Annotated in this window: 22 protein-coding genes; 12 read left to right on the top strand and 10 right to left on the bottom strand. The window is 70.1% G+C overall.

The window, feature by feature from the left end; translation table 11 throughout:
* The first annotated feature begins 105 nt into the window (after positions 1-105).
* The 3 genes from ABZ382_RS30600 to ABZ382_RS30590 all read left to right on the top strand — a co-directional run bounded on the left by ABZ382_RS30600 (position 106) and on the right by ABZ382_RS30590 (position 4,124).
* Positions 106-1,302, top strand: coding sequence for a histidine kinase (locus ABZ382_RS30600; RefSeq protein ID WP_357096129.1), 1,197 nt, complete (start codon positions 106-108; stop codon positions 1,300-1,302).
* A gap of 96 nt (positions 1,303-1,398) precedes the next feature.
* The gene (locus tag ABZ382_RS30595) at positions 1,399-2,058 is read left to right on the top strand and encodes a response regulator transcription factor (RefSeq protein ID WP_357096127.1); all 660 of its coding nucleotides are present in this window, start codon (positions 1,399-1,401) and stop codon (positions 2,056-2,058) included.
* 68 nt (positions 2,059-2,126) lie between these two features.
* Positions 2,127-4,124 (top strand): protein kinase, encoded by a 1,998-nt coding sequence (locus ABZ382_RS30590; RefSeq protein WP_357096124.1) that lies wholly within the window; start codon positions 2,127-2,129, stop codon positions 4,122-4,124.
* Here ABZ382_RS30590 and ABZ382_RS30585 read toward each other — a convergent pair.
* Positions 4,121-4,300: a hypothetical protein gene (locus ABZ382_RS30585; protein ID WP_357096394.1), complete on the bottom strand. Its 180-nt coding sequence runs from the start codon at positions 4,298-4,300 to the stop codon at positions 4,121-4,123. The genes ABZ382_RS30590 and ABZ382_RS30585 overlap by 4 nt on opposite strands.
* Before the next feature lie 381 nt (positions 4,301-4,681).
* Between ABZ382_RS30585 and ABZ382_RS30580 the strand changes: the two genes are divergently transcribed.
* Positions 4,682-5,563, top strand: a complete 882-nt coding sequence (locus ABZ382_RS30580) for a helix-turn-helix transcriptional regulator (protein WP_357096121.1) — start codon at positions 4,682-4,684, stop codon at positions 5,561-5,563.
* On the top strand, positions 5,560-5,757 hold the full coding sequence (locus tag ABZ382_RS30575; protein WP_357096120.1) for a DUF397 domain-containing protein: 198 nt from the start codon (positions 5,560-5,562) through the stop codon (positions 5,755-5,757). Before ABZ382_RS30580 ends, ABZ382_RS30575 begins: the two co-directional genes overlap by 4 nt.
* Positions 5,758-5,786: 29 nt before the next feature.
* Here the strand turns inward: ABZ382_RS30575 and ABZ382_RS30570 are convergent, their stop codons facing one another.
* Positions 5,787-6,008 (bottom strand): hypothetical protein, encoded by a 222-nt coding sequence (locus ABZ382_RS30570; protein WP_357096117.1) that lies wholly within the window; start codon positions 6,006-6,008, stop codon positions 5,787-5,789.
* Positions 6,009-6,074: 66 nt separating this feature from the next.
* Complete coding sequence (locus tag ABZ382_RS30565; protein ID WP_357096115.1) at positions 6,075-6,569, bottom strand: carboxymuconolactone decarboxylase family protein; 495 nt, start codon at positions 6,567-6,569, stop codon at positions 6,075-6,077.
* 87 nt (positions 6,570-6,656) lie between these two features.
* Here ABZ382_RS30565 and ABZ382_RS30560 point away from each other — a divergent pair, with 87 nt between their 5' ends.
* On the top strand, positions 6,657-7,238 hold the full coding sequence (locus ABZ382_RS30560) for a CGNR zinc finger domain-containing protein (protein WP_357096112.1): 582 nt from the start codon (positions 6,657-6,659) through the stop codon (positions 7,236-7,238).
* Between the two features lie 69 nt (positions 7,239-7,307).
* Here the strand turns inward: ABZ382_RS30560 and ABZ382_RS30555 are convergent, their stop codons facing one another.
* The 6 genes from ABZ382_RS30555 to ABZ382_RS30530 form a co-directional block, all read right to left on the bottom strand.
* Positions 7,308-8,339, bottom strand: coding sequence for an ATP-dependent 6-phosphofructokinase (locus ABZ382_RS30555; protein ID WP_357096109.1), 1,032 nt, complete (start codon positions 8,337-8,339; stop codon positions 7,308-7,310).
* An 87-nt stretch (positions 8,340-8,426) separates the two neighbouring features.
* A complete protein-coding gene (locus ABZ382_RS30550) occupies positions 8,427-9,323 on the bottom strand; it encodes a hypothetical protein (RefSeq protein ID WP_357096107.1) in 897 nt (298 codons plus the stop codon).
* 155 nt (positions 9,324-9,478) lie between these two features.
* On the bottom strand, positions 9,479-10,330 hold the full coding sequence (locus ABZ382_RS30545) for a hypothetical protein (RefSeq protein ID WP_357096104.1): 852 nt from the start codon (positions 10,328-10,330) through the stop codon (positions 9,479-9,481).
* 91 nt (positions 10,331-10,421) lie between these two features.
* Complete coding sequence (locus ABZ382_RS30540) at positions 10,422-12,245, bottom strand: protein kinase (RefSeq protein WP_357096101.1); 1,824 nt, start codon at positions 12,243-12,245, stop codon at positions 10,422-10,424.
* Between the two features lie 58 nt (positions 12,246-12,303).
* Positions 12,304-12,990 (bottom strand): response regulator transcription factor, encoded by a 687-nt coding sequence (locus ABZ382_RS30535; RefSeq protein ID WP_357096098.1) that lies wholly within the window; start codon positions 12,988-12,990, stop codon positions 12,304-12,306.
* Positions 12,987-14,315, bottom strand: a complete 1,329-nt coding sequence (locus tag ABZ382_RS30530) for a histidine kinase (protein WP_357096095.1) — start codon at positions 14,313-14,315, stop codon at positions 12,987-12,989. Before ABZ382_RS30530 ends, ABZ382_RS30535 begins: the two co-directional genes overlap by 4 nt.
* Positions 14,316-14,498: 183 nt before the next feature.
* Between ABZ382_RS30530 and ABZ382_RS30525 the strand changes: the two genes are divergently transcribed.
* From ABZ382_RS30525 to ABZ382_RS30505, 5 genes are read left to right on the top strand one after another with little or no spacing between them, the layout of a single operon-like run.
* Entirely contained in the window at positions 14,499-14,846 is a 348-nt protein-coding gene (locus tag ABZ382_RS30525; protein ID WP_357096092.1) for a hypothetical protein, read from the top strand.
* A 39-nt stretch (positions 14,847-14,885) separates the two neighbouring features.
* On the top strand, positions 14,886-15,695 hold the full coding sequence (locus ABZ382_RS30520; protein WP_357096089.1) for an ABC transporter ATP-binding protein: 810 nt from the start codon (positions 14,886-14,888) through the stop codon (positions 15,693-15,695).
* On the top strand, positions 15,692-18,187 hold the full coding sequence (locus ABZ382_RS30515) for an FtsX-like permease family protein (RefSeq protein WP_357096086.1): 2,496 nt from the start codon (positions 15,692-15,694) through the stop codon (positions 18,185-18,187). Before ABZ382_RS30520 ends, ABZ382_RS30515 begins: the two co-directional genes overlap by 4 nt.
* Positions 18,188-18,212: 25 nt before the next feature.
* The gene (gene gatB / locus ABZ382_RS30510; RefSeq protein WP_357096083.1) at positions 18,213-19,727 is read left to right on the top strand and encodes an Asp-tRNA(Asn)/Glu-tRNA(Gln) amidotransferase subunit GatB; all 1,515 of its coding nucleotides are present in this window, start codon (positions 18,213-18,215) and stop codon (positions 19,725-19,727) included.
* A 42-nt stretch (positions 19,728-19,769) separates the two neighbouring features.
* Positions 19,770-20,600 carry a MerR family transcriptional regulator gene (locus ABZ382_RS30505; RefSeq protein WP_357096080.1) on the top strand — a complete coding sequence of 277 codons (831 nt, stop codon included), beginning with the start codon at positions 19,770-19,772 and terminating at the stop codon, positions 20,598-20,600.
* Positions 20,601-20,656: 56 nt separating this feature from the next.
* Here ABZ382_RS30505 and ABZ382_RS30500 read toward each other — a convergent pair whose 3' ends face one another.
* Positions 20,657-21,784, bottom strand: coding sequence for a PQQ-dependent sugar dehydrogenase (locus tag ABZ382_RS30500; protein WP_357096392.1), 1,128 nt, complete (start codon positions 21,782-21,784; stop codon positions 20,657-20,659).
* Between the two features lie 198 nt (positions 21,785-21,982).
* Between ABZ382_RS30500 and ABZ382_RS30495 the strand changes: the two genes are divergently transcribed.
* Positions 21,983-22,978, top strand: a complete 996-nt coding sequence (locus ABZ382_RS30495; RefSeq protein ID WP_357096077.1) for a DoxX family protein — start codon at positions 21,983-21,985, stop codon at positions 22,976-22,978.
* Positions 22,979-23,084: the final 106 nt, after the last annotated feature.

Genomic DNA, 23,084 nt, shown 5'->3' with positions numbered 1-23,084 from the left:
GGGCGGTGCGGGGGACACCCGGGCCGGTGTCGTACCGGGGTAGGGGGTGGGAGATCACTCAGGGGTATGAGGTGCGGGGCGGGCGGAGTCTCTACCGTCGATGCCATGGGTGGAAAGTTGTCAGGGCAGGCCCGGGTGGCACGGGCGCGGTGGTGGTTCGACGGGTTCACGGTGCTGCTCGCGATCGTCTTCATCGCGGTGGCGTGGCCGACCCTGCATCTGACCCACAAGGTGCCCGCGGCCGCGGCGCCGTTCATCGCCGGGTTCGCGGCGTTCCCGATCCTGCTGGTGCGGGTGAATCCGCCACTGGGATGGGCGGTTTCGGCCGGGTCGGCGCTGCTGATCACGCTGGCCGTGCCGCATCAGCCGGGAAACACCATCCCGTTCCAGGTGGTGCACATTCTGGCGCTGTTCGCCCTGGTGTTCGCGGTGGCGGTGCGCGCGCCCATCCGGATCGTGGGCGTGGTGTGGCTGTCCACCTCGCTGCTGTTCGCCACCGCCATGGCCCAGACCGGCGACAGTTTCGCCGAGTCCGGTTTCGGCTGGCCGCTGGCGATCACGGGTCTGGTGGTGTTCGGCCTGCTCATCCGGTGGGTGGTGGTGTCGCGGCGGGCGCTGTTGAAGTCGGAGGAGGAGACCGAGCTGGAGCGGGCCCGGCGGGCGATCCTGGAGGAGAAGGCCCGCATCGCCCGCGACCTGCACGACGTGGTGGCCCACCACATGTCGATGGTGGTGGTGCAGGCGCAGACCGCGCCCTACCGGATCGACGGGCTCTCGGCCGAGGCCCGCGCCGAATTCGAATCCATCGGGACGGGTGCGCGGGCCGCGCTCAACGAGATTCGCGGCATGCTGGGCGTGCTGCGCAGCGACGGGCAGCTGCCCGAGCACGCGCCGCAGCCCTCCGCCGCCGACCTGCCGGGCCTGCTGGAGGGCGCGCAGCGGGCCGGGGTGCCGCTCACCTGGACCGTCGACGGCGAGCTCGGCGCGGTGCCGGAGACCACCGGACTGGCGCTGTACCGGATCGTGCAGGAGTCGCTGGCCAATGCCTCGCGGCACGCGCCGGGCGCGGCGGTGCGGGTGCACCTCGCCAGCACGCACGAACTCACCCTGACCGTCGGCAATGATCGCCCGATCGCGGTCCGCACCGGCGACCACTCCGCCGCCGCGGGCTCCGGCATCGCGGGCATGCAGACCCGCGCGGCGGCGGTCGGCGGCGTGCTCACCGCCGGACCCCGGCCCGACGGCGGCTTCGAGGTCCACGCCCGGCTGCCCTTGACCGCCCTCACCCCGGTCACGCTGTAATCCCGGTCCCTGCCCGGCCGGGGGTGCGAAGTTGTCTTCGTGACGGCCGTTCCGCCCCCGGCATGGCAAACTCGGTTGCGTGCGTGAGGTGGGACTGTGGCGATAACCGTGTTGATCGCCGACGACCAGGCGATGGTGCGGCAGGGGTTCGGGGCTTTGCTGGCCGCGCAGCCCGACATCAGCGTGATCGGTGACGCCCCGGACGGGAAAGCCGCTGTGGCCGAAGCGAAACGGCTGCGGCCGGACGTGGTGCTCATGGACGTGCGCATGCCCGAGATGAACGGGCTCGACGCGGCCAAGGTGATTCTCGACGCCGGATTCGACCCGCCGGTGCGGGTGCTCATGCTCACCACCTTCGACATCGACGACTACGTGTACGAGGCGCTCGGCATCGGCGCCAGCGGCTTCCTGCTCAAGGACGCGCCCGCCGAGGAACTGGTGCGCGCCGTGCGGGTGGTGGCCGCCGGGGACGCGCTGCTCGCGCCGACGGTGACCCGCCGGCTCATCGCCGACGTCACCAGCCGCCGCACCCGGCGCGCGCCCGCCCCGCAACTGTCGGTGCTCACCCCGCGTGAGCGGGAGGTGCTGGAACTGGTGGCGCGCGGCATGTCCAATGCCGAGATCGCCGAAAGCCTGTTCGTGGCGGAACAAACCGTGAAGACCCACGTGTCGAAGGTGTTCACCAAACTGAACCTGCGCGATCGGGCGCAAGCGGTGGTGCTGGCCTACGAATCCGGACTGGTGACCCCCGGCTGACCTGCCCCGACAGCGTTTCGGCGGGTAGGCTCACGGATTTGTACGTCACCGGAAGGGGGTCGTGGACAGTGCTGAATGGCGGTGACGTGTTCGCCGGGTTCACCATCGAACGACTGCTCGGTCAGGGCGGGATGGGCTCGGTGTATCTGGCCCGGCATCCGCGCCTGGGCAAGCTGACGGCACTGAAGCTGCTGAACCGGGAACTGTACGCGGACACCGAGATCCGTGCCCGATTCGAGCGCGAAGCGGATCTGGTCGCGCGCCTGGACCACCCCAATATCGTCGAGGTGTACGACCGCGGCACCGAGAACGAGATGCTCTGGATCTCCATGCAGTACGTGGACGGGGTGGACGCGGCGGGCGTGAACGTGGCCACGCTGCCCCCGGAGCGCGCGGTGCAGGTGATCGAGGGCGTCGCCGACGCCCTGGACTACGCGCACGGCATGGGCGTCCTGCACCGGGATGTGAAGCCCGCCAACATCATTCTGGCCCGCGCCGTCGCCGGCCACGGCGAACGCGTCTTCCTCACCGACTTCGGCATCGCCCGCCTGCGCGAGGACTCCACCCACCTCACCCAGGCCGGGATGTTCACCGCCACCCTGGCCTACGCCTCGCCCGAACAGATGACCGGCGCTCACCTCGACCCGACCACCGACCAGTACTCCCTGGCCTGCGCCCTCTACTGGCTCCTGATCGGCATGGGCCCCTTCGATTCCCCCCATCCCGGCGAACTGATCCGCGGCCACCTCCAGCTGCTCCCGCCCCCGGTCAGCCTCCGCCGCCCCGGCCTCTCCCCGGCCATGGACGCCGTCCTCACCAAGGCCATGGCCAAACGCCCCGCCGACCGCTTCCCCACCTGCACCGACTTCGCCAAGGCCGCCCGCCGAGCCCTCTCCGGACCCCCGGCGCAGCACCCCGCCTACCCCAACCCACCCGCCCCCCAACCGAACTACGCCCAGCCTCAGCCCTACCCCGCCCCGCCGTACCAGGCCCCGCCGGCCGCCTACCCGCCCCCGGCGGTCCCGGCGAACCAGCAGCCCTACCCGGTGCCGCCGTCCGCCGCCCAGCCCCCGCCGGCCGCACCCAACTACCCGGCACCCCAGCCGGCCGCACCGAACTCCCCGCAACCGGCCGCCGCTCCCAATTACCCGGCCCCGCAACCCCAGTCCGGCCAGCCCGTCCTCCCGCCCCCGGTGGGACCGGCCTATCCGGTACCGTCGCCATCCCCGGCCGGGCCCTCCGCGTATCCCGCGCCGGCTGCACCGGTCCCCCCGGTGTCGCAGGACGCGGACCGCGTCGGCTCAGGCCCCACCGTTCGCCCCTACCCGCAGGCGTCGGAACCCGCCGCCGCGGGCGGTTCCACGCCGCCGCCCCAGGTCCTGGGTGTGCCGCCGTCCGGAGCCGCCGATCAGGTCGGGTCGGGGCCGCGGTATCGGCCGCAGCCTTCCGGAGACGAGGTGTGGCAGCGGCCGACCGATGTCGTTCCGCAGCCGGTGGTTTCGGCGGCCCCTTCGGGGGAGGAGCCCGAACCGGTGGTGCTGGAGTCGGCGTCGGAATCATCCGATTCCACGGATCTCGAGACGGTGGTGGAGGATTCGCCGACCGCCGTCGGGGAGGAGCCCGGATCGACCGGCGGCGACACGGCGACCCGTCCCGATGAGTCGGCCGGTGACGGCGCGCCCGAGCATGCGCCGGAGACGGTGGTCCGCGGTGAGGACGAGGCGGGCGGGATGTCGCGGCACCCGGATTCGGGCGCGTTCGTGCCCGCGGGTGCGAATCAGGCCGCCGGAGGAGCGGTGCGGGCCGCGCCCGCGACGGAGTTCGTTGTGGCCGAGCCGGTTTCGAGTGGTGCTGTCGAGAGGGTGGCGGCCGGACCGGTGGGAATGCCGGGGCAGCAGGGATTCGGTCCGCCGCCGTTCGGGGTCGGACCGGTGCGGCCGCCGGCGGTTCCCGCGGCCGGGCAGCGGGCCGCAGCCTCGCAAACCACCGCGCTGGTGGTGCTGGGGCTCGCCGTGTTGGTGCTGGTGCTGCTGGTGGCCGTGGCCGTCGTGGTGGTGTCGGGCTAGGGATATCGGGCGCGGTCGCCGAGGACCATTTGCCCTTTGTCGACGAGGATTTGGCGGGCTCGGCGGCGGACCAGGCAGTTGTCCACGGTGCAGAACTTGTGGATCTGCATGGCTTGATGGGCCTGGGGCAGGCCCAGGTCGCCGGGGTCCATTGTGCAGTCGAACAGATACATCATGGTGTCCACCGGGGGCAGCGCAGGGGGCTGGACAGTTCGCGGTCCGGCGCTGGCGCTCGGCGTGCGGCGGTGGTGCGCCGGGCCGACCCCAGCCTACCGAGATTCCTTGCCCGCCACGCCGCAATCGGGTCCTTGCCGCACCCGATCGCGGAGTTCGGCACAGAGGGGATTGGGTGCGCCCGGCTCGGGGACGAGTGGGTCCAGAGATATCAGGGCTCCGGTTCTCACCGGGCGCGACTCCAGTCCAGCACCGATTCGGCGAACCGACAATCACTGCCCGCCCCGCGGTGGGAAACTTTCCGAAAGCTCCAGGTCGGCATTCATATCGCGTGGGAGCATCATTCGCAGTGACCGAAAACAGCCTTCGTGGGGGAGGATTCGATGTCCGATCATGGTTCGACTTTGCCGCGCCGGCAGCTGGGGAGGTACCTGCGGGAAGGCCGGATGCAGTGCAATATGACGATTGCCGAGGCCGCCGCCCTGATGGAGTGGAGCGAGTCCAAACTGCAGCGTCTGGAAACCGGAAATGCCGAGAAGATCCGGGTTCTCGATGTCCGTGAATTGTGTCGGATCTACGACTTCGACGACGAATTCTGTTCGGCCCTGACCGGACTCGCGCAACAGACCAGCGTCAAGTCGTGGTGGCACGAGTACGACGATCTGATACCCGAGGGTTTCAATGTGTATGTGGGCCTGGAGGCTTCGGCCCGCGGCCTCATCTCCTACCAGCCGGAGATCATTCCCGGCCTGTTGCAGACCGCTGAGTACGCACGGGTCCTGATCAATGATTACTGGCCGGATGCTGCAAGTGACCAACTCGACCGCCGGGTGCAGTTGAAGACCCGTCGTCAAAGCCTCTTGACGCGCAAGCGAAGTCCCGCGCATTTCGATGTGGTAGTGCACGAAACCGCACTACGTCGCGTTGTCGGCGGTCCGCGCGTGATGGCGGGGCAGCTGCGGCGGCTGGCCGACATGTCGACTCTGCCGACGATCGCTGTTCGTGTACTACCCTTTTCGGCGGGGGTGCCGATCGGCCACACCGTGGGCCCGTTCGTGATCCTGGATTTCGGCTATGACGCGGGTAATCGGCCCGTCGAACCCACGGTCGTCTACCTGGAGAACTTTCTCGGCGATCTCTACCTGGAGAAGCAGGCCGCGGTCGATCGCTACCGCGAGGCCTACCAAGCGATTCAGCGCGCCGCGCTGGACGAGGCGACGAGCAGAGACCTCCTGCGGAGGGCGGCGAAGGAGTACGCGACGTGACCGTCGAACCCGGCGTCCGGTGGTTCAAGAGCGCCCGCAGCACCGGGGCCAAGGAATGCGTGGAGATCGCGTTCCTGGCCGGCGGTGTCGGGGTGCGGGACAGCAAGAATCCCGGTGGTCCGGCGTTGGTGTTCCCGCCGGCGGATTGGGATCGTTTCACCACCGCCGTGGCCGCGGGGCGGTTCGACCACTGAGGTTGCGCGCGGACCGCTTTCGGCCGCGCTCAGGCGGCGCGCGCGGCGGCGCGGGCGGAGTTGAGGGTGACCGCGGCGGCGTTCCAGATGGCGTAACCGCTGACCGCGTAGGGGACCCAGGTGGGGTGGTGGATGGCGAGCAGCACGATGGTCGCCACGGCCAGCGCGACCGCGCGGACCACGATGCCGTTGTGCAGCAGGGAGCGCAGCACCTGCGCGTCGATCAGGCTGGGGGACTTGACGCCGTTCATGAGTGTCGACCTTAGGTATTCGCGTGCGGCCCCCGAGGGGGCCGATCACGCCATGAATGGGACAAATTACGCGGCGGGCCAGTCGTTTTCGGTCTCGCCGACCTTGTTGACGTAATTGGTCAGGGTCTGCAGGGCGACCAGGGCCACGATTTCGAGCACCTGCTCCTGGGTCCAGCCCGCGGCCAGCGCCTCGGCCGGATCGGCCTTGCCGCGGCTCTCGGTCAGCTCGCGGGCGAAGGCCACGGCCGCGGCCTCCTTGGCGTCCGCCGAGGTGCCCTGCTTGGCGGCCTCGATCTCCTCGGTGCTGAGCTTGGCGACCCGCTTGCCGGTGAAGGTGTGCGCGGCGACGCAGTAGCCGCAGTCGTTGGCCGCGCCGACGGTGAGCGCGATGCGCTCCGAGGTCGGGGCGGGCAGCGTGCCCTTCTTCAGCGCGCCGGCCAGCCCGAGGTAACCCTCCAGTACCACGGGCGCGTTCGCCATCACCTTGGTCATGTTCGGCACCCGGCCCATGCGCTTGCGGACCTCGTCCAACAGGGGAGCCTGCTCGATCGGAGTGATCATGACGTCCTCAACTTTCTAACGGAAGATCGTGCTTTCACACGTTAGAACATCATGGCTTCGGAAATCAATACCCGTTAGAATCGAGTCATGGTCGATCCCTTGGCACTTCGTTTGGCGAACACCATCCGCGCCACCAGCCGCGGTCTGACGGACGCCTTCGGCACCCGTGAATCCACCCGGGAATGGCTGGTCGCCCATGCCGCCAATGTCGGCATGTACGTGGACCTGGAGGCCTACCTGCCCACCGAGGACGACCGCTCCGCCCTGGTGGACCTGCGCCAGCAGGTGCGCGCGCTGTTCGCGGAATACGTTGCGCCGCATCCGCCCAGCTCCGCCGACGCCACCGTGCTGCCGCCCTTCCCCGAGTCGCTGGCCGCGATCAACCACGCCGCCGCCCCGGCGCTGCGGCAGCTCGAATGGGACAGCGAAGGGCAGCGTCTCGAATACCGGCTGCTCACGAAGACCGAACTGGACACGGTCAAGGCCGGCTTGGCCGACGCCGTCATCGAGTTCTTCGGGGGGCCGCAGGCCGAGCAGATCCGCGTCTGCCCCGCCCCGCGCTGCGTGCGGTACTTCGTGAAATCCCATCCACGCCAGGAGTGGTGCTCGGTGGCCTGCGGCAATCGCGCCCGCGCGGCCCGTCACTACGCCCAGCACCGCGACGACTGAGCGGTTCTCCCCGGGACGCGAAACGGCCCTCGCACGGTCGCGTGCGAGGGCCGTGAGAGCTGTTCCGGCTCAGCCGAAGAAGGCGGCGGCCTCCCGATACCGGTCCTGCGGCACCAGCTTCAGCTGCTTGGTGGCCTCCGAGAGCGGCACCAGCGCGATGTCGGTGCCGTGCAACGCCACCATCTGCCCGAATTGCCCGGCGTGCACGGCTTCCGCCGCGTGCACGCCGAATCGCGTGGCCAGCACCCGGTCGTACGGCGTCGGCGTGCCGCCGCGCTGCACGTGTCCGAGCACCGTCACCCGGACCTCCTTGCCGATGCGCCGTTCGATCTCCGGCGCCAGCTGCTGGGCGACCCCGGTGAAGCGGACGTGCCCGAATTCGTCGATGCCGCCGTCGCGCAGCGTCATGGACTCCGGATCGGGGTGCGCGCCCTCGGCGACCACACAGATGAAGTGCGAATCCCCGCGCTGGAAGCGCCGTTTCACCATGGCGCAGACCTCGTCCACGTCGAACGGCACCTCGGGCACCAGGGTGAGGTGGGCGCCGGCGGCGATGCCGGAGTTGATGGCGATCCAGCCCGCGTGCCGCCCCATCACCTCGACCAGCATGACGCGCTGGTGGGATTCGGCGGTGGTGTGCAGCCGGTCGATGGCCTCGGTGGCGATGGCGACCGCGGTGTCGTGGCCGAAGGTGGTGTCGGTGCAGTCGATGTCGTTGTCGATGGTCTTGGGCACGCCCACCACGGGGACGCCCTCGTCGGCCAGCCAGGAGGCGGCCGTGAGGGTGCCCTCGCCGCCGATGGGGATGAGCGCGTCGATGCCGTTGTCGTCGAGGGTCTGCTTGATGCGGGGGAGTCCGGCGCGCAGGACATCCGGATTGGTGCGCGCGGTGCCGAGCATGGTGCCGCCCTTGGTGAGCAGCCGGTCGGTGCGGTCGTTGTTGAGGATCTGGATCTTGCGATCCTCGAGTAGTCCGCGCCAGCCGTCCTGGAATCCCACGATGGCATCCCCCCAGCGGCCGTTCGCGGTGCGAACGACAGCACGGATGACGGCATTCAGGCCTGGGCAGTCTCCGCCTCCGGTCAAGACTCCGATGCGCATGGACCCCATCTTGCCCTGAGAGCGGTGGTTCGTGGGCTGCACCCCCGTGAACCGCCGGTTACGGTTCGCGGCGGTTCGGCCGGGCCGCTAGCCCGCCGCGCAGACCCCGCCCCGGAGCTCGTCGAGGTGCTTGCCGATCAGGGTGGCGACCTTGGTGAGAATGACGGTGCCGTCGTCGAAGGAGCCCGAATTGGGCTGCGTGGCAATCGCGATGGCGATCTGCCCGCCGGTGGTGGGAATCAGGCCCAGCTGCCTGACCAGGTAGTTCCCGCTGGTGTCGGGGCCCCAGCCGCCCTTGAACTCGGCCCCGTCCAGAGTGCCCAGCCCCCAGCGCTGACCGGAGCTGACCTTGCTCATCAGCGAGGTGACCGCGTCGGATTCGGGCAGACAGGGCAGTTTGGCCGCGAATTTGACCTGATTGGCCAGCGACCAGTCGGCTTGCCCGAAGGCCGAGTAGTCGGATCGGGTGCGGGTGGCGGGCACCGTGGTGTCGGTGTCGCCACCCTCGCGTAGCACGTCCTGGACGGTCTGGGCGGCGATATCGGGCGAGCCCAGCGCCTGCCACAGGGTGTCGGCCGCGCTGTTGTCGGAGTACTCGATGGCATTGATCGCGGCCGTCTGGTTGGACGAGCTCTTGCGCAGCGCGGCCAGGGTGAGCGGCACCTTCATGGTCGACCAGCCCGGTCCCGAGCTCCAATCGCCCAGCGCCACCGTGCGATCGCTGCCCACCGGCGTGATGGCCAGCCCCACCTTGCCCGACAGCGACGGCTTCAGCTCGTTGACGAAATCCCAGGCCAGCGTGCCCGGCAGGGCGACCGCGGTGGCCGGGACGGTGGCTCCGGGCGTCGCCACGGTGCTCGTTTTGTCCGGTACCAGTACGGGTTTGCTGCTGCAGGCCGTCAAGGCGCCGAGCAGCAACACCAGGGCGCCGCGACCGGCGGTCCGGGCGAGCCGCCGCCGTCCGCGTGAAATCGGTGCGTGCACCCGTCAACCTCCATCTGCCCCGGCGTCCGGCGCGTTCCCTGTTCCTAGCGGACGCACCGGAACCCCGTCAATCTCAGGGATTGTCGTGTGCCCGGACGACGGGGGTCAAATGCCGTGGGTATGGGTGGTTTTCGGTGGTGCGCGGCCGAAACGGGTCAGTGCGAGCAGAGTCCGCCGTGTAGGTCGGGCAGGTGGTCGCCGACCAGCAGCGCCAGCTTGTCCATCATGTCGGTGGCGTCATCGAAACTGCCCGAGTCGGGTTCGGCCGCCAGCGCCACCGCCACCGGTCCGTTCAGCGTCGGGACGAGGCCGAACTGGCGGACGGTGTATTTGCCGGTGTCGTCGTCGGGACCCCAGCCGCCCTTGAATTCCGCGCCGATCAGCCGGCCCAGGCCCCAGCTCTGGCTGGGGGTGATCTCACTCATCAGCGAGACAACGGAATTGGCGCGCGGCAGGCAGGGCAGCCGGGAGGCGAAGTGCACCTGGTCGGCCAGCGACCAGTCGGTCGCGCCGAAGGCGAGCAGATCGTCGGATTCCAGCGCGGCCAGTTTGGTGTGGCGGGCGGCGACATCGGTGGCGACGTCTCCGGCCTCGCGCAGGATCGACTCGACCGCCTCGGCGGCCTCGCTGCCGGTGCCCAGCGAGGTCCACAGCGTCTGCGCCGCATCGTTGTCGGAGAAGGTGATGGCGGCCTCGGCGGTGGAGCGCATGCCGGTGGGGTCGTGGCGCAGTGCGGCCAGGGCCAGCGGCACCTTGATGGTGGACCACGCGATGCCGGTGGTCCAGTCGCCCAGCTGGGTCATCTCGCCGCCGCCGACCGGCATCACCGCGAGGCCGATCCGGCCCTCCAGTCCGGCCTTCAGTTCGGCGAAATCCGCCGCGAACGCAATGGTTTTCGGCAAACCGAACAGTTCGGGCAATTCGGGCGCGATCAGGGGCGGGGACTGCAGCTTCGAGCTGTCCCCGACCGGCTTGATCTCATCCGCCTGCGCCGAAGAATGGTGCACCGCACCGACATTCACACCACACCCGGACACGGCCAGGACAGCCGCCACCGCCAGCCCGCGCACAAAACCCTTGCAACAGGCCGGGATCGGATCAGTAGACATACACCACCGCGTTCTCGCCACCAGCGCAGGTCACCAATTTGCCTGCGGCCGTGCAGTTCATCGTGTAAGACCGGCCCGTCACCGGACTCACTGCCACCACAGTAACCGGCGACCCCGGCCGGCCAGTAGCCGTATCGGCATAAGACCGGCGAACCGCCTCCGCGAAAGGACAGGACGTGACCGTGTTCCCGATCGCGGAATTGGCGAAGCCGCCCAGCGCCGCATACGTCGGTGGACACGGCGTAGCACCCGGCGGCAGCTGGACCGCGTCGGATGTCGTGGTGGGCGCCACCGGGCTCGTCTGCTGTGAGCGCGGAGGCGTGGTTCCCGGAACACCCTGTGCTGCCGTCGTTATGGGTGTTTCGTTGCCGGAGCGGTCGAGGACTTGCCAGCCGATCGCACCGGCGATCGCGGCCAGCGCCACCACCAGCACGGCGATCGACACCGGCGCCGCCACCGACCGCTTGCGCCGCCGCCCCGGCTCCCGGGGCTCGGGCTGCACGATGGCGTGCTCGGAGGTCGGATACAGCGAGGGATCCGGGGCCGGCGCGTACGGGAAGTCCCGCTGCTGCGCCTGGGCGTGACCCCATACCGCCTGCTGCTGGGCGTCCGGCGGCAGCGGCGTGTAGTGGAAGTCGCTGACCCGCACCCGGGTCGGGTCCGAGGGCGTGATGATCGGCAGATCGCTCGACGGCGAGGGATCCTCGGCCGCCGGGAAGGAGCCGGTGATGTAGGCCGGGATCGACGTGGTGTTCGGGCGACCGGGATTGGTCTGCCGCACAGTCGGATCGGTATTGCGGGCGGGCGGCGGCGGGGTGCCGCCCGGCAGCATGGTCGTCGCCGGACCGGCCGGGCCGCCGGTCGGCAGCACGGTGGTCGGGGGCGCGCCCACGGGCGGGCCGGGCGGCACGGTCCGGCCCGGCCGCGGCGGCTGCCCCGGCGCACCCTGGCCAGCGGCGCCCTGCAGGTTCGGGGGCGGGCCCTGACCGGCCAGCGCCGCGCGGGCGGCCCGCGCGAATTCGCCCGCGGTGTAGAAGCGGTCGTTCGGGTCCTTGGCGAGCGCCTTGCCGATCACCGCGTCCAGGGCGGGCGGAATCCCGCCGCGCAGCATGCTGGTCAGCGGCGGCGTCTCGGACAGGTGCGCGCGGATCAGCACGCTCATGTTGTCGGCCGGGAACGGCTTGTCGCCGGTGAGGCATTCGTGCAGCACGCAGCCCAGCGAGTAGATGTCGGCGCGGCCGGAGACCGGGCCCGCGTCGAACCGCTCGGGGGCCATGTAGGCGTAGGAGCCCACGGCCGTGCCGGTCATGGTGATGGTGGAGTCGCCCTCGGCGCGCGCGATGCCGAAGTCCGCGAGATATGCGAAATCCGCATCAGTGACAAGAATGTTGGCGGGTTTCACGTCGCGGTGCACCAGCCCCGAGTAGTGCGCGGCGTCCAGCGCCGCCGCCACCTGCTCGATGATCCCGATGACCCGCAGCGGCGGCAGCGCCCCCGAACCGTCCAGCAGCGAACGCAGATCGCGGCCGCGCACCAGCCGCATGTCGATGTAGAGGACGCCGTCGATCTCGCCCCAGTCGTGGATGGGGATGATGTGCGGCTCCGCCAGCCGGGCCGCCGCCTGCGACTCGCGCCGGAAACGCTCCTGGTAGGAGGGATCTTTTGCGAGCTCGGCGGGCAGCAGCTTGAGCGCGACGACCCGATCCTTGGACGTGTCGTAGGCCTCGTAGACCTCGCCCATGCCGCCCTTGCCGAGCAGCGAGCGCAACTCGTACGGCCCGAACCTGCTCCCGGCCCGCGATGGCGCATCCACCCCGTCAAACCTCCACACTCTTGGGAGGGAAGCAGACGAGGACCCGCGACCCACCCCTCTAGGAGGTGGATTCTCCCGGTGCGACTACGCCGTGGTCAAACGCAAAGACGATGGCAGCGGAGCGGTCGCGTAACCCAAGCTTCCCGAAGATATGTCCCACGTGGCTCTTCACCGTTACTTCGGAGATGCCGAGGGCGGTCGCGATCTCGGCGTTGACCCGGCCTCTGCCGATGAGTTCGAGCACCTCGAGCTCGCGAACCGTGAGCTCGGACAGGCGATTGCCGGCCGGTGCCGGAGTGGGGCGCGCCGAACGGTAGGTATCGATGACACGCGGGGTGACGGTCGGATCCAGCCACGAGCCGCCGCCGGCGACGGTGCGGACCGCGCGGATCAGGTCCTCGGCGGGCGAGTCCTTGAGCAGGAACCCGGCCGCGCCCGCGCGCAGCGCGCCGGACAACAGTTGCTCGTCGTCGAACGTGGTGAGCACGAGCACCGGGGGCGCGCCGGGGTCCGCGCGCAGCGTCCGGGTGGCCTCGATGCCGCCGATCCGTTTCATGCGCAGGTCCATCAGGACCAGGTCGGGACGGTGCGCGGCCACCGCCGCGGGCACTTCGTCCCCGTCGGAGCATTCGCTCACCAGGAAACCGTCGCGGCGGCGCAGGATTCGGCGCAGTCCGCCGCGTACCAGCTCCTGATCGTCGACTACGAGGACGCCGATCGGTTCCTCGTCCGGACGGTCGGTCACAAACCCTCCTGCTGCGGCTGTTTCATGGTCACGGCCTGCATGGCGGTGCGCAGTCCGTGTTCGGCGGCGGCCACGCAGGGCCATTGGCCGGTGGTCGGAATTCTGGCGTGTACTTGCCAGCCGTCGTCGTGCGGACCCGAGGACAGGGTGCCGCCGAGCGCCGCCAGACGCTGGCGCATACCGGAGATGCCCATGCCGAGCCCGGGCCGCAACACCGCACCCGCGGGCAGGGTGTTGGTCACCGTCAGCTCGATGTTCCTGGGGTACACCATGATTCGGACTCGGGCCCGTGCGCCCGGCGCGTGCTTGGCGACATTGGCCAGAGATTCCTGGCAGATTCGATACAGGGCCAGGCCCAGGGCGGCTGAGATCTCGGCGGGGTCGCCGTCCGAGCGGAAGTCGATCTCCATGCCGGCACGCACGAAGTCCGAGACCAGACCCCCGATGTCATCCAGGCCCGGTTCCGGCCGCAGGGGTGCGGACCGCTCGCCGAGCAAGCCGACCGTACGCCGGATGTCGGCCATCGCCTGGCGTCCCAGCCGCTCGGCGTCGGACAGCGCATCGACCGCCTCGTCCACGTCCCGGTCGGTCTGCAACGCGTGCCGGGCGGCCGTCACGTGCAACAGGGTGATGCTCAGCGAATGCGCGATCACGTCGTGCACCTCGCGGGCGATGCGGCGGCGCTCCTCGTCGGCCGCCGCCTGCGCGCGAATGTCCTGGTAGTCGCGCTCCTGATACAGGTAGCGGCGCTGATAGTTGAGTAGCTGGCCGGTGAACCAGGCGAACAGGATGCCCAGCGCGAACCAGGTGAACCCGTCGATGTGCCCGACCGATTCGAAGAACACGAGCTCGGCGAACATGGCCAGCCCGACCGGCAGGCTGACCGCGGTGCGGGAGATGGCCGCGATCTCGCCGGCGATGACGATCAGGATCAGCGGCGCGGCGTCGAGCGCGACCGGCTGGGACAGGAACAGCGCCACCGAGATCATGGTCAGCCCGGCCAGCAGTACCGGGCGCGGCTTGAAGTCGAAGATGATGCACGGCGGGCCGGTCACCAGCACCACCGCCAAGGCGGTCGTCGCGAGGGCGCTGGGGAAATAGCCCGCGGCCACTCGCTGCGCGAAGGCCGTCGTGGCGATGATGTACATCATCAAATCCACCAGCACGGCCATCGAGGCGGGGTAGTCGAACCCGGTCGCCTCCACCCAGCGCTGATAGTCGGCGATCGGATTGCGTGCGAATCGCCGGAACCCCGCGCCGGCGCGGCGCAGTCCCTCCAGCAACTCCTGCCCCAGGGCGGCGGGGGTGGCGCTGGTCACGTTCATTCTGCAAGGCTATCCGTGGAATCAGACGGCGTACATCGTCCGGCGGCAGGGGTCCGTCTCCTACCGGGGTAGGAGGTCAAGTCGCGTCCGCGGCACGAAGACAGCGGCGGGAGGCCGATCGTAGTTTGGGGACAACAGCCGACACGCTCGCCATCAGCGGGCGTTCAACGAGAGGTTGGCGTCATGTCCTGGGCAGATCTTCACGCTCGCACCGACATTCTGCACACCGTCCTGGATCGGGCGGCGCGCCGCGACTTCGCACGAAATCCCTTGGACCCCACGCTCTTCCACGACCTGCCGGACCTGGACCGGCTCTTCGGCGGACCCGAGGGCGTGCTGCTGGCGCTGCGGAACCGCTGGGAGAACCATCTGACCGTGAAACTCGAGAACGCAATGGAGAAGGGCATTCTGGCGCAGGAGGCGTACGCCGAACTCTGCGCCGAGCAGCCCGCGCTGCGCGCCCTGCTCGATGCCTGCGACACCGATAGCCTGTACTACCGCCGTCCCCGCCTGCGCGCGCTGGCCGGCTGACCGCACCACACCGATGCACTGATCTTCGAGGGGTAGACAATGCTGGAATTGACCGACGTCACCAAGGAATACCGGGTGGGTGAGCAGGCCGTACGCGCCCTGGACGGCGTCAGCCTGCGGATCGGGGCGGGGGAGTTCACCGCGATCATCGGGCCCTCCGGTTCCGGCAAGAGCACCATGCTGCACCTGCTCGGCGCGCTGGACTCGCCGGACTCGGGGTCGATTCGCTTCCAGGGCAAGGAGATCGGCGACCTCGACGACGATGCGCAGTCCGAATTCCGGAGGCAGCGTGTCGGTTTCATCTTCCAGTTCTTCAACCTGCTGCCCACCCTCACCGCGTGGGAGAACGTCGCCATCCCGAAACTGCTGGACGGCAGCGGACTGCGCAAGGCCAAGCCGCGCGCCCTCGAACTGCTCGACCTGGTCGGCCTCGGTGAACGCGCCGACCACCGGCCCGCGGAACTATCCGGCGGGCAGATGCAGCGCGTCGCGGTGGCCCGGGCGCTGATCATGGACCCGCCGCTCATCCTCGCAGACGAGCCCACCGGCAACCTGGACTCCAAGACCGGCGCCTCGATCCTGCGGCTGCTGGCCGACATCACCGAGGCGGGGAACTCGGTGGTCATGGTCACCCACGACATGGGGGCGGTGCGGTACTGCGATCGCGTGATCAACCTGCGCGACGGGCGGATCGGGTCCATCGACCGGGTCGAGCGGGGCGATGACGGGGAGGTCCGGACGGTTCCCGAAACCGACGCCGCCCAACCCGCCGTGAATGGCGCCGAGGCCACCGGCGCCGAGACCGCCGCGAATGGTGCCGCCAACGGCGCCGGGGCGGTGCGCGCATGATCCGCGCTGCCTGGGACCGCCTCCGGCTGTTCAATATCGGTGAGCTGCTCGCCCACCGCGCCCGCACCATCATGGCCATGGTGGTGATGGGCGTCTCCGCCGGACTGCTGGTCTCGGTCTTCAGCATCTCCGGCTCCATCACCGGCTCGGTGGACAAACTCACCCACAGCCTCGGCGGCAAGGCCGCGCTCGAGGTCAGCGGCGTCACCGACGCCGGCTTCGATCAGTCACTGCTGCAACAGATCCGGACCGTGCCCGGGGTCGAGACGGCCGCGCCGATGCTGCGCCAGTCCATCGGGGCCGACGACAATCGGGCGCTGCTGATCGGCGTCGACCAGTCCATCGCCCAGCTGGGCAGCGATCTAGGCGGGACGCTGAAAGACCAGGCGGGCAAGCTGCTCACCGTCCCCAACGGGGTGCTGGTCGGCGCCGCCATGGGGCACGGCGAAGGGGAGCGGTTCCAGCTCGGCACCGTGACCGCCACGGTCGCGGGCGTCATCGACGACGCCACCGCGGCCAAGATCAATGGCGGCCACATCGTGTTCGCGCTGCTGCCGGTGGCGCAGAAGATCACGGGCCGGGCCGGGCACATCGACTCGGTGCAGATCGTGCCCGCGCCGAACATCGATGCGGGACAGCTGCGTTCGGATCTGACCACCGCGGTCGCGGGCCGGGCCGTGGTCGCCGATCCGGACCTGCGCACCGCGCAGGCGGGCGGCGCCATCATGCTGGTGCGCTTCTCCACCCTCGCCTCCTCCGCGGCGGCGCTGATCGTGTCGACCTTCCTCATCTACAACGCCATGAGCATGGCGGTGGCGCAACGCCGTCCGACGCTGTCGCTGCTGCGGGCCATGGGCGGCAAGCGCGGACCCATGGTGCGCGACCTGCTCACCGAGGCCGCGCTGCTCGGCCTGGTGGGCGGCCTGATCGGTGCGATCATCGGAATCTTCATGGGCCGCACCGCGATCCATCAGCTGCCCGCGGCCATCGTGAACTCGGTGGAATCGCGCACCGAATACGAGGTGCCCGGATACGCGGTGCCGGTGGCGATCGCCGCCTGCGTGCTGGCCAGCGTCGCGGCCGCGGCCCTGGCGGCGCGGCAGGTGTACAAGGTCGCGCCCATCGAGGCGCTGGCCCCGGTCGGCGTCGGCACGGCCGACCGGGTGAGCCCGATCCTGCGCTGGTCCGCGGCCGCCCTCGGCCTGGCCATGGTGGGCGGCGCCATCGCGGTCGCCGAGCTGGATCTGGGCCGCTACTCGATCGGCGCGATCTCGCTGTCCATCGGCGGATCGGTGGTGCTGTGCTTCGCCGCCACCGGACCCATCGTGCGCGCTGTCGCCGCGGTGGCCGGACTCTTCGGCGCGCCGGGAGCATTGGGCGCCACCACCATCGAACGCGCGCCGCGCCGGGTGTGGGCCACCGTCATGACGGTCATGATCGGCATCACCGCCATCGTCGCCATGGGCAATGCCAGCCGCAATATGGTCAGCGCCGCCACCGACAGCTTCGAGGGCCTGGGCCGCACCGACGTGTTCGTCAGCCCGACCGCCATGGAGCAGTTCCCCACCGGGCCGCTGCTGCCCGCCGATCTGAAGGAGAAGCTGGCCGCCATCCCCGGCGTCGGCGGAGTCGGCTCGGCGCAAATGGCTTTCGCGACCCTGGGCCGCGGCCGCGTCATGTTGCAGGGCTACGAGGACGGCGTCGCACGCACCTCGGCGCTCGACTCGGTGAGCAAGACCGAGCAGGCGCGCATGGCGGCGGGGGAGGGCATCGTCATCTCGCGTGACGTGGCCCGTTCCCTCGGCGTGGAGGAAGGCTCCGAAGTCACCCTGCCCACGCCGTCCGGTGAACACCGGGTGCAGGTGCTGCGGGTGGTGCCGTACTTCTCCGCCATCGCCGGGGTGGTCGTGCTCGACCTCGACATCATGCGGCAGTGGTACCAGCGGCCGGGCGAGACCATCATCGGCATCGACTTCGCGCCCGGCGCGGACCACGCCGCGGTGATGGCCGCAGTCCGCGCCGCCGTGCCGGCCGAAATCCACGTCAGCACCGGACGGCAAGCGGTGGACGCGATCTCGTCGAGCGTCCAGCAGGGCACCGCGATCAGCGCCGCCATCCTCTGGATCGTGGTCCTGGTCGCCACCATCGCCCTGCTCAACACCCTCATGCTGTCGGTGCTGGAACGCCGCCGCGAACTGGGCGTGCTGCGGGCGATGGGCACCAGCCGCCGCTTCCTGCTGCGCACCGTGCTCACCGAGGCCGCGGGCATCGGATTGACGGGCGCGGCCCTGGGACTGGCGATCGGGTCGGGCGTGCACTATCTGGCGACCGTGGCCCTCGGGCACGCCATCGCCATGGACATCGCCTATCGTCCCAGCCCACTGCTGGTGGTGTACGCGATCGTCGCGCTCGGACTGGCTCTGCTCGGGGCGATTCCGCCCGCCCTGCGCGCCGCCCGGATGCCCATCGTGGAGGCCATCGCCGTGGACTGATCGGCGGGTAAATAGGATGGAGCGCATGAGCGCAGCGACCGTGGACTTGATGGACTACTCCGATGTCATCGACCGGTACGACCCGGTGCTCGGCATGGAGGTACACGTCGAGCTGGGCACCGCGACCAAGATGTTCTGCGGCTGCCCGACCGAATTCGGCGCCGAGCCCAACACCCAGGTGTGCCCCGTGTGCCTGGGCCTGCCGGGCTCGCTGCCGGTGGTGAACGAGAAGGCCGTCGAGTCCGCGATCCGCATCGGGCTCGCGCTGAACTGCTCCATCACCCCCTGGGGGCGGTTCGCGCGGAAGAACTACTTCTACCCGGACCAGCCGAAGAACTACCAGATCAGCCAGTACGACGAGCCGATCGCGCAGAACGGCTACCTCGACGTGGTCCTCGATGACGGCTCGGTCTTCCGGGTCGACATCGAGCGCGCCCACATGGAGGAGGACACCGGCAAGTCGCTGCACGTCGGTGGCGCGACCGGCCGCATCCACGGCGCCTCGCACTCGCTGCTCGACTACAACCGCGCGGGCGTGCCGCTCATCGAGATCGTCACCAAGCCCGTCGAGGGTGCGGGCGAGCGGGCCCCCGAGGTGGCGCGCGCGTACGTGACCGCGCTGCGCGAGGTGCTCAAGTCCCTCGATGTGTCGGACGTGAAGATGGAGCAGGGCTCGCTGCGCTGCGACGCCAACGTGTCCCTGATGCCCAAGGGCGCCAAGGAATTCGGCACCCGCACCGAGACCAAGAACGTGAACTCGCTGCGCAGCGTCGAGGTCGCGGTGCGCTTCGAGATGCGCCGCCAGGCCGCGGTGCTGGCCTCCGGCGGCGAGATCCTCATGGAGACCCGCCACTTCCACGAGACCGACGGCACCACCTCGCCGGGCCGCATCAAGGAGACCGCCGAGGACTACCGCTACTTCCCGGAGCCCGACCTCGAGCCCATCGCGCCCGACGCCGCCTGGGTCGAGGAACTGCGCGGCACCATCCCCGAGTACCCGTGGCTGCGCCGCGCCCGCATCCAGTCCGACTGGGGCCTGTCCGACGAGGTGTTCCGCGACCTGGTCAACGCCGGCGCGCTGGACCTGATCATCGCGACCGTCGACGCGGGCGCCTCGGTCGACGCCGCCCGCTCCTGGTGGGTCGCCTACCTCACCGAAAAGGCCAAGGAGAGCCAGGTTTCGCTCGAGGACCTGACCATCACCCCCAAGCAGGTCGCCGAGGTGGCCGGGCTGGTCGAGGCCAAGACCATCAACAACAAGGTCGCCAAGCAGGTCGTCGACTTCGTCCTCGCCGGCGAGGGCGAGCCCGCCGCCATCGTCGAGGCCAAGGGCCTGGGCATGGTCTCCGACGACTCCGCCCTGCAGTCCGAAGTCGAGAAGGCCCTCGCCGCCAACCCCGACATCGCCGAGAAGATCCGCTCCGGCAAGGTCCAGGCCGCCGGCAAGGTCGTCGGCGACGTCATGAAGGCCACCCGCGGCCAGGCCGACGCCGCTCGCGTCCGCGAACTCGTCCTCGCCGCCTGCGGCGTCGAGGGCTGAGCTTGACCCTCACACCGTGTTAGGCCCGAGCCTGGAGGAGTCATGTTCAGTATCGGAGACTTCGCCAGGTTCGGATCGGTGTCGGTGCGAATGCTGCGCCACTACGACGAGATCGGGCTGCTACCGCCGTCCGAGGTCGACCCGTACTCGGGCTATCGGTTCTACGCGGCCGATCAGCTCGCCCGGCTCAACCGCATCGTCGCGCTGAAGGATCTCGGCTTCACCCTGCAACAGGTGGCCGAGATGCTCGACGGTCAGCTATCCGCGGAACGGTTGCACGGCATGCTGCAACTGCGTCGCGCCCAGCTGGCCAATCAGGTGGCCGCGGACACCGCGCGACTCCAGTCCGTCGAGGCGAGGCTCCTGCGTATCGAAAGGGAGGGCGTCATGCCCGAGCAGGAAATCGTCGTGAAATCCCTGGCCCCCACACTCGTCGCCGAAATGAGCGATGTGGCGGCCGAATCCGGTGAGGCCGCCGTCGGCCCGATCATCGAGCGGCTCTACCAGCGGCTGGGGAAGTCGATCCCGGAGGCGGGACTCACCATCACCGGTGCGCCGGTCGTGTATTACGAAGAGCTGGAAGCGGGTCTGCGCGTCCACGTCGCCCACCAGGTCGCGGGCGCCGCCACCGCCGGCACCCCCTTCGAGCTGCGTGAGCTGCCCGCGATCACGCAGGCCGCCACCCTCGCCCACCGCGGCAAACTGTCGGAACTGTGCGTGTCCTTCGAGGCCATGGGCCGCTGGGCCGACGAGAACGGTTACGCCCCTTGCGCTCCCATCCGCGAGGTCTACCTCAACGCCCCCGGCGACCCCGCCTCCGCCGAATGGGTCATCGAACTGCAGATGCCGGTCACGCAGGCCGCCCGAGCCTGAGCCGGAAAGCGCTGCGGCGCACAGCGAGTGCTGTGCGCCGCAGCGTGCGCCGGAGGCTAGTCCGGACCGTTGCCCTGACCGGCGCTCGGCGGCGGGATCCGCACCACCCGATCGTCGTACTGGTTCGGACTGCCGTCGGGCTTGTTCACGGTGCCGACCCAGATATTGCCGTCGCCGCCGATCGCCGCGCCGTCGAGGCGGCCGTACTTGTCCTGCGCCAGCAGCGAGGGCGCGGCCGTCACCGCGTGGGTGTTCTTGTCGGCCATGGCGATGGCCAGCGCCTTCTGATTGGTCATGGAGATCGCGACCGCGTCCGTGGCGGCCGCGCAGCCCGCGACCCCCGGGTGATCGGGCCAGGTCCATGCCTTCACCGGCACGCCATCCGCGCCGACCCGCTGCAGCCGGTCCTCGGTGGCGGTGCGGTCGGTGAACCAGATCGACCCCTTGCCGTCCGAGCACACGCCGCCCGCCACCCCGATTCCGGACACCATCACATCGGCGGCCGCACCGGGCGCGGGGGCGTTGATGCTCAGCAGCTTCCCCGCCAGCGAGCCGGTGTCGGCGGCCAGCGCCGGGTTGCCCGCGTCGCCGGTGAGCACCAGCATGCGGTCGTGCGCGGTGAAATCGATCGACCCGCGATTGCCGTTGGCGCCCTTCGGGATTCCGGTCAGGATCGGCTTGGGCGCGCCGCCGTCGGTGGAGATGCGCACCACCCGGTTGTCGCTCGGCGTCGTCACGTACGCGTAGACCAGGCCGTCCTCACCGTAGGTGGGCGACAGCGCCAGCCCGGTCACGCCGCCGTCCCCGGCCGGGTCGACATCCACCTTCGCCACCTCCACCGGCGCGGGCGGCTCACCCTCGTCGGTGGCGACCACCTTCAGGATCCGCCCGGTGGTGCGCTCGGCCACCAGCGCGCTGCCGCCGTCGGGCAACGCGACCAGCCCGCCGGTGGTGTCCAGGCACGAGACCACCACGGCCAGATCGGGATCCACACACGGCAGATCCGGACGCTTGGCATTGGTCGGCGGCGTCTTGGGGGTGCTGGTCTTGGGCTCGGCGTCCTGCCAGGTCGGCTCGGTGGTGAACGGACTGGAGGCGCGATCGTCGAAGCGCGCGCACCCCGACAGCAGCACCGCGCCGAGCGTCATGCCCAGCACGATCCGCCCGGCGCCCGCGCGGACCATCCGTGCACCCACCCCGACACGGTCAGCGGCAACCAGACTCATGGTGGAGACGTTACGGAAAACCTGCCGTCACCGCTCGGACGGGGTGTCGCAAAAAGGCGTGCCGTGGCGAAACACTCCACCGTGGCGCGAATCGGCCAGCGGACACGCCCACGTTCTGCGGGGTGCCGGACGGTTGCGGCTAATACTCTGACCCGGGTGACGAACAAGCCGAACCAGCCGTCCGCCGCGGCGGGCGACGCCACGCCCGCAGCTCCGCGCCCGGCCGGCGCCCCGGTCCGCAGCCCCTTCGACTCGCCGACCGAGCAGTTCGCCGCCCCGTCCGGCGCGGAGCCCACCGAGAAGATCACACCGCCGCCCGCCGCCCCTTCCGGTCCGGCCGCCGAGCAGCCCGGCCAGGGCACCGGGCAGCCCGGCCAGGCGACCGAGAAGATCACGCCGCAGAAGGTCGGCCACGGCACCGAGCGGAACCTCCCGCGCACCGACGAGGAACTCGGCCTCGATCCGGACGTCCCGCTCTACTCGCAGGGCAAGAACTCCGTCCCGGGCGCGGCCGACAGCTCCGCCGCCGAGCCGTCCTCGACCTACTCCTTCGCCAGCATCCCTCCGGCCCCGGCCGCGCCTCCGGAGAACAACGGCCGCCGCCGTCGCGACGACCGCCGCGGCACCGTGGACCTCGGACTCCTCCTGCTGCGCTTGGTCATCGGCGGCACCTTCACCTATCACGGCCTGCAGAAGGCCTTCGGCTGGTTCCATGGACCCGGCTTCGACGGCATCAAGACCGCGATGCAGGGCGGTGGCTGGAAGCACGTCGACCTGGCCGCGCCCATGCTCATCGCCGGCGAGCTCGGCGGTGGCGTGCTGGTCCTGATCGGCCTGGCCACGCCGCTGGCCGCGGGCGCGCTGCTCGCGGTGATCCTGGACGCGTGGATGTGGAAACAGGGCATGGTTCCCGGTTTCCAGTACTCCGCCAAGACCAACTCGGTCGAGATCGAGTCGATCCTGGTCGGCATCACCACCGCGCTCATCCTCACCGGCCCCGGCCGCTACTCGCTCGACCGCAACCGCGCCTGGTCCACCCGCCCGTTCCTGGGCTCGCTGGCCGCCTTCGTCGCGGCGGTGGCCGCCGCCATCCTGGTCTACATCTACCTGCACGGCGGCAACCCGCTCAACGGCATCGGCCCGTTCAAGTAACAGGTCGCGGCCGCGCGGCCACATGACGTCGTCGCAGGTGGAGGCCCTGATTCCGTTGCTCGCGGCGTTCGACGCGGCCGCGGGGGAGGGGCATGTCACGCGGGCG

The organism is Nocardia sp. NPDC005825 (assembly GCF_040630175.1).
Classification (GTDB): Bacteria; Actinomycetota; Actinomycetes; order Mycobacteriales; family Mycobacteriaceae; genus Nocardia.
Note: the sequence above shows the minus strand (reverse complement) of the source record. Positions and strands in the feature narration are given on the sequence as shown.

Bases quoted from the DNA above. Each gene is read 5' to 3' on its own strand.
- ABZ382_RS30600 (WP_357096129.1), top strand. From the start codon at position 106: ATGGGTGGAAAGTTGTCAGGGCAGGCCCGGGTGGCACGGGCGCGGTGG.
- ABZ382_RS30585 (WP_357096394.1), bottom strand. From the start codon at position 4,300: ATGATGTATCTGTTCGACTGCACAATGGACCCCGGCGACCTGGGCCTG.
- ABZ382_RS30580 (WP_357096121.1), top strand. From the start codon at position 4,682: ATGTCCGATCATGGTTCGACTTTGCCGCGCCGGCAGCTGGGGAGGTAC.
- ABZ382_RS30570 (WP_357096117.1), bottom strand. From the start codon at position 6,008: ATGAACGGCGTCAAGTCCCCCAGCCTGATCGACGCGCAGGTGCTGCGC.
- ABZ382_RS30565 (WP_357096115.1), bottom strand. From the start codon at position 6,569: ATGATCACTCCGATCGAGCAGGCTCCCCTGTTGGACGAGGTCCGCAAG.
- ABZ382_RS30560 (WP_357096112.1), top strand. From the start codon at position 6,657: ATGGTCGATCCCTTGGCACTTCGTTTGGCGAACACCATCCGCGCCACC.
- ABZ382_RS30555 (WP_357096109.1), bottom strand. From the start codon at position 8,339: ATGCGCATCGGAGTCTTGACCGGAGGCGGAGACTGCCCAGGCCTGAAT.
- ABZ382_RS30530 (WP_357096095.1), bottom strand. From the start codon at position 14,315: ATGAACGTGACCAGCGCCACCCCCGCCGCCCTGGGGCAGGAGTTGCTG.
- ABZ382_RS30525 (WP_357096092.1), top strand. From the start codon at position 14,499: ATGTCCTGGGCAGATCTTCACGCTCGCACCGACATTCTGCACACCGTC.
- ABZ382_RS30520 (WP_357096089.1), top strand. From the start codon at position 14,886: ATGCTGGAATTGACCGACGTCACCAAGGAATACCGGGTGGGTGAGCAG.
- ABZ382_RS30515 (WP_357096086.1), top strand. From the start codon at position 15,692: ATGATCCGCGCTGCCTGGGACCGCCTCCGGCTGTTCAATATCGGTGAG.
- gatB (WP_357096083.1), top strand. From the start codon at position 18,213: ATGAGCGCAGCGACCGTGGACTTGATGGACTACTCCGATGTCATCGAC.
- ABZ382_RS30505 (WP_357096080.1), top strand. From the start codon at position 19,770: ATGTTCAGTATCGGAGACTTCGCCAGGTTCGGATCGGTGTCGGTGCGA.
- ABZ382_RS30500 (WP_357096392.1), bottom strand. From the start codon at position 21,784: ATGGTCCGCGCGGGCGCCGGGCGGATCGTGCTGGGCATGACGCTCGGC.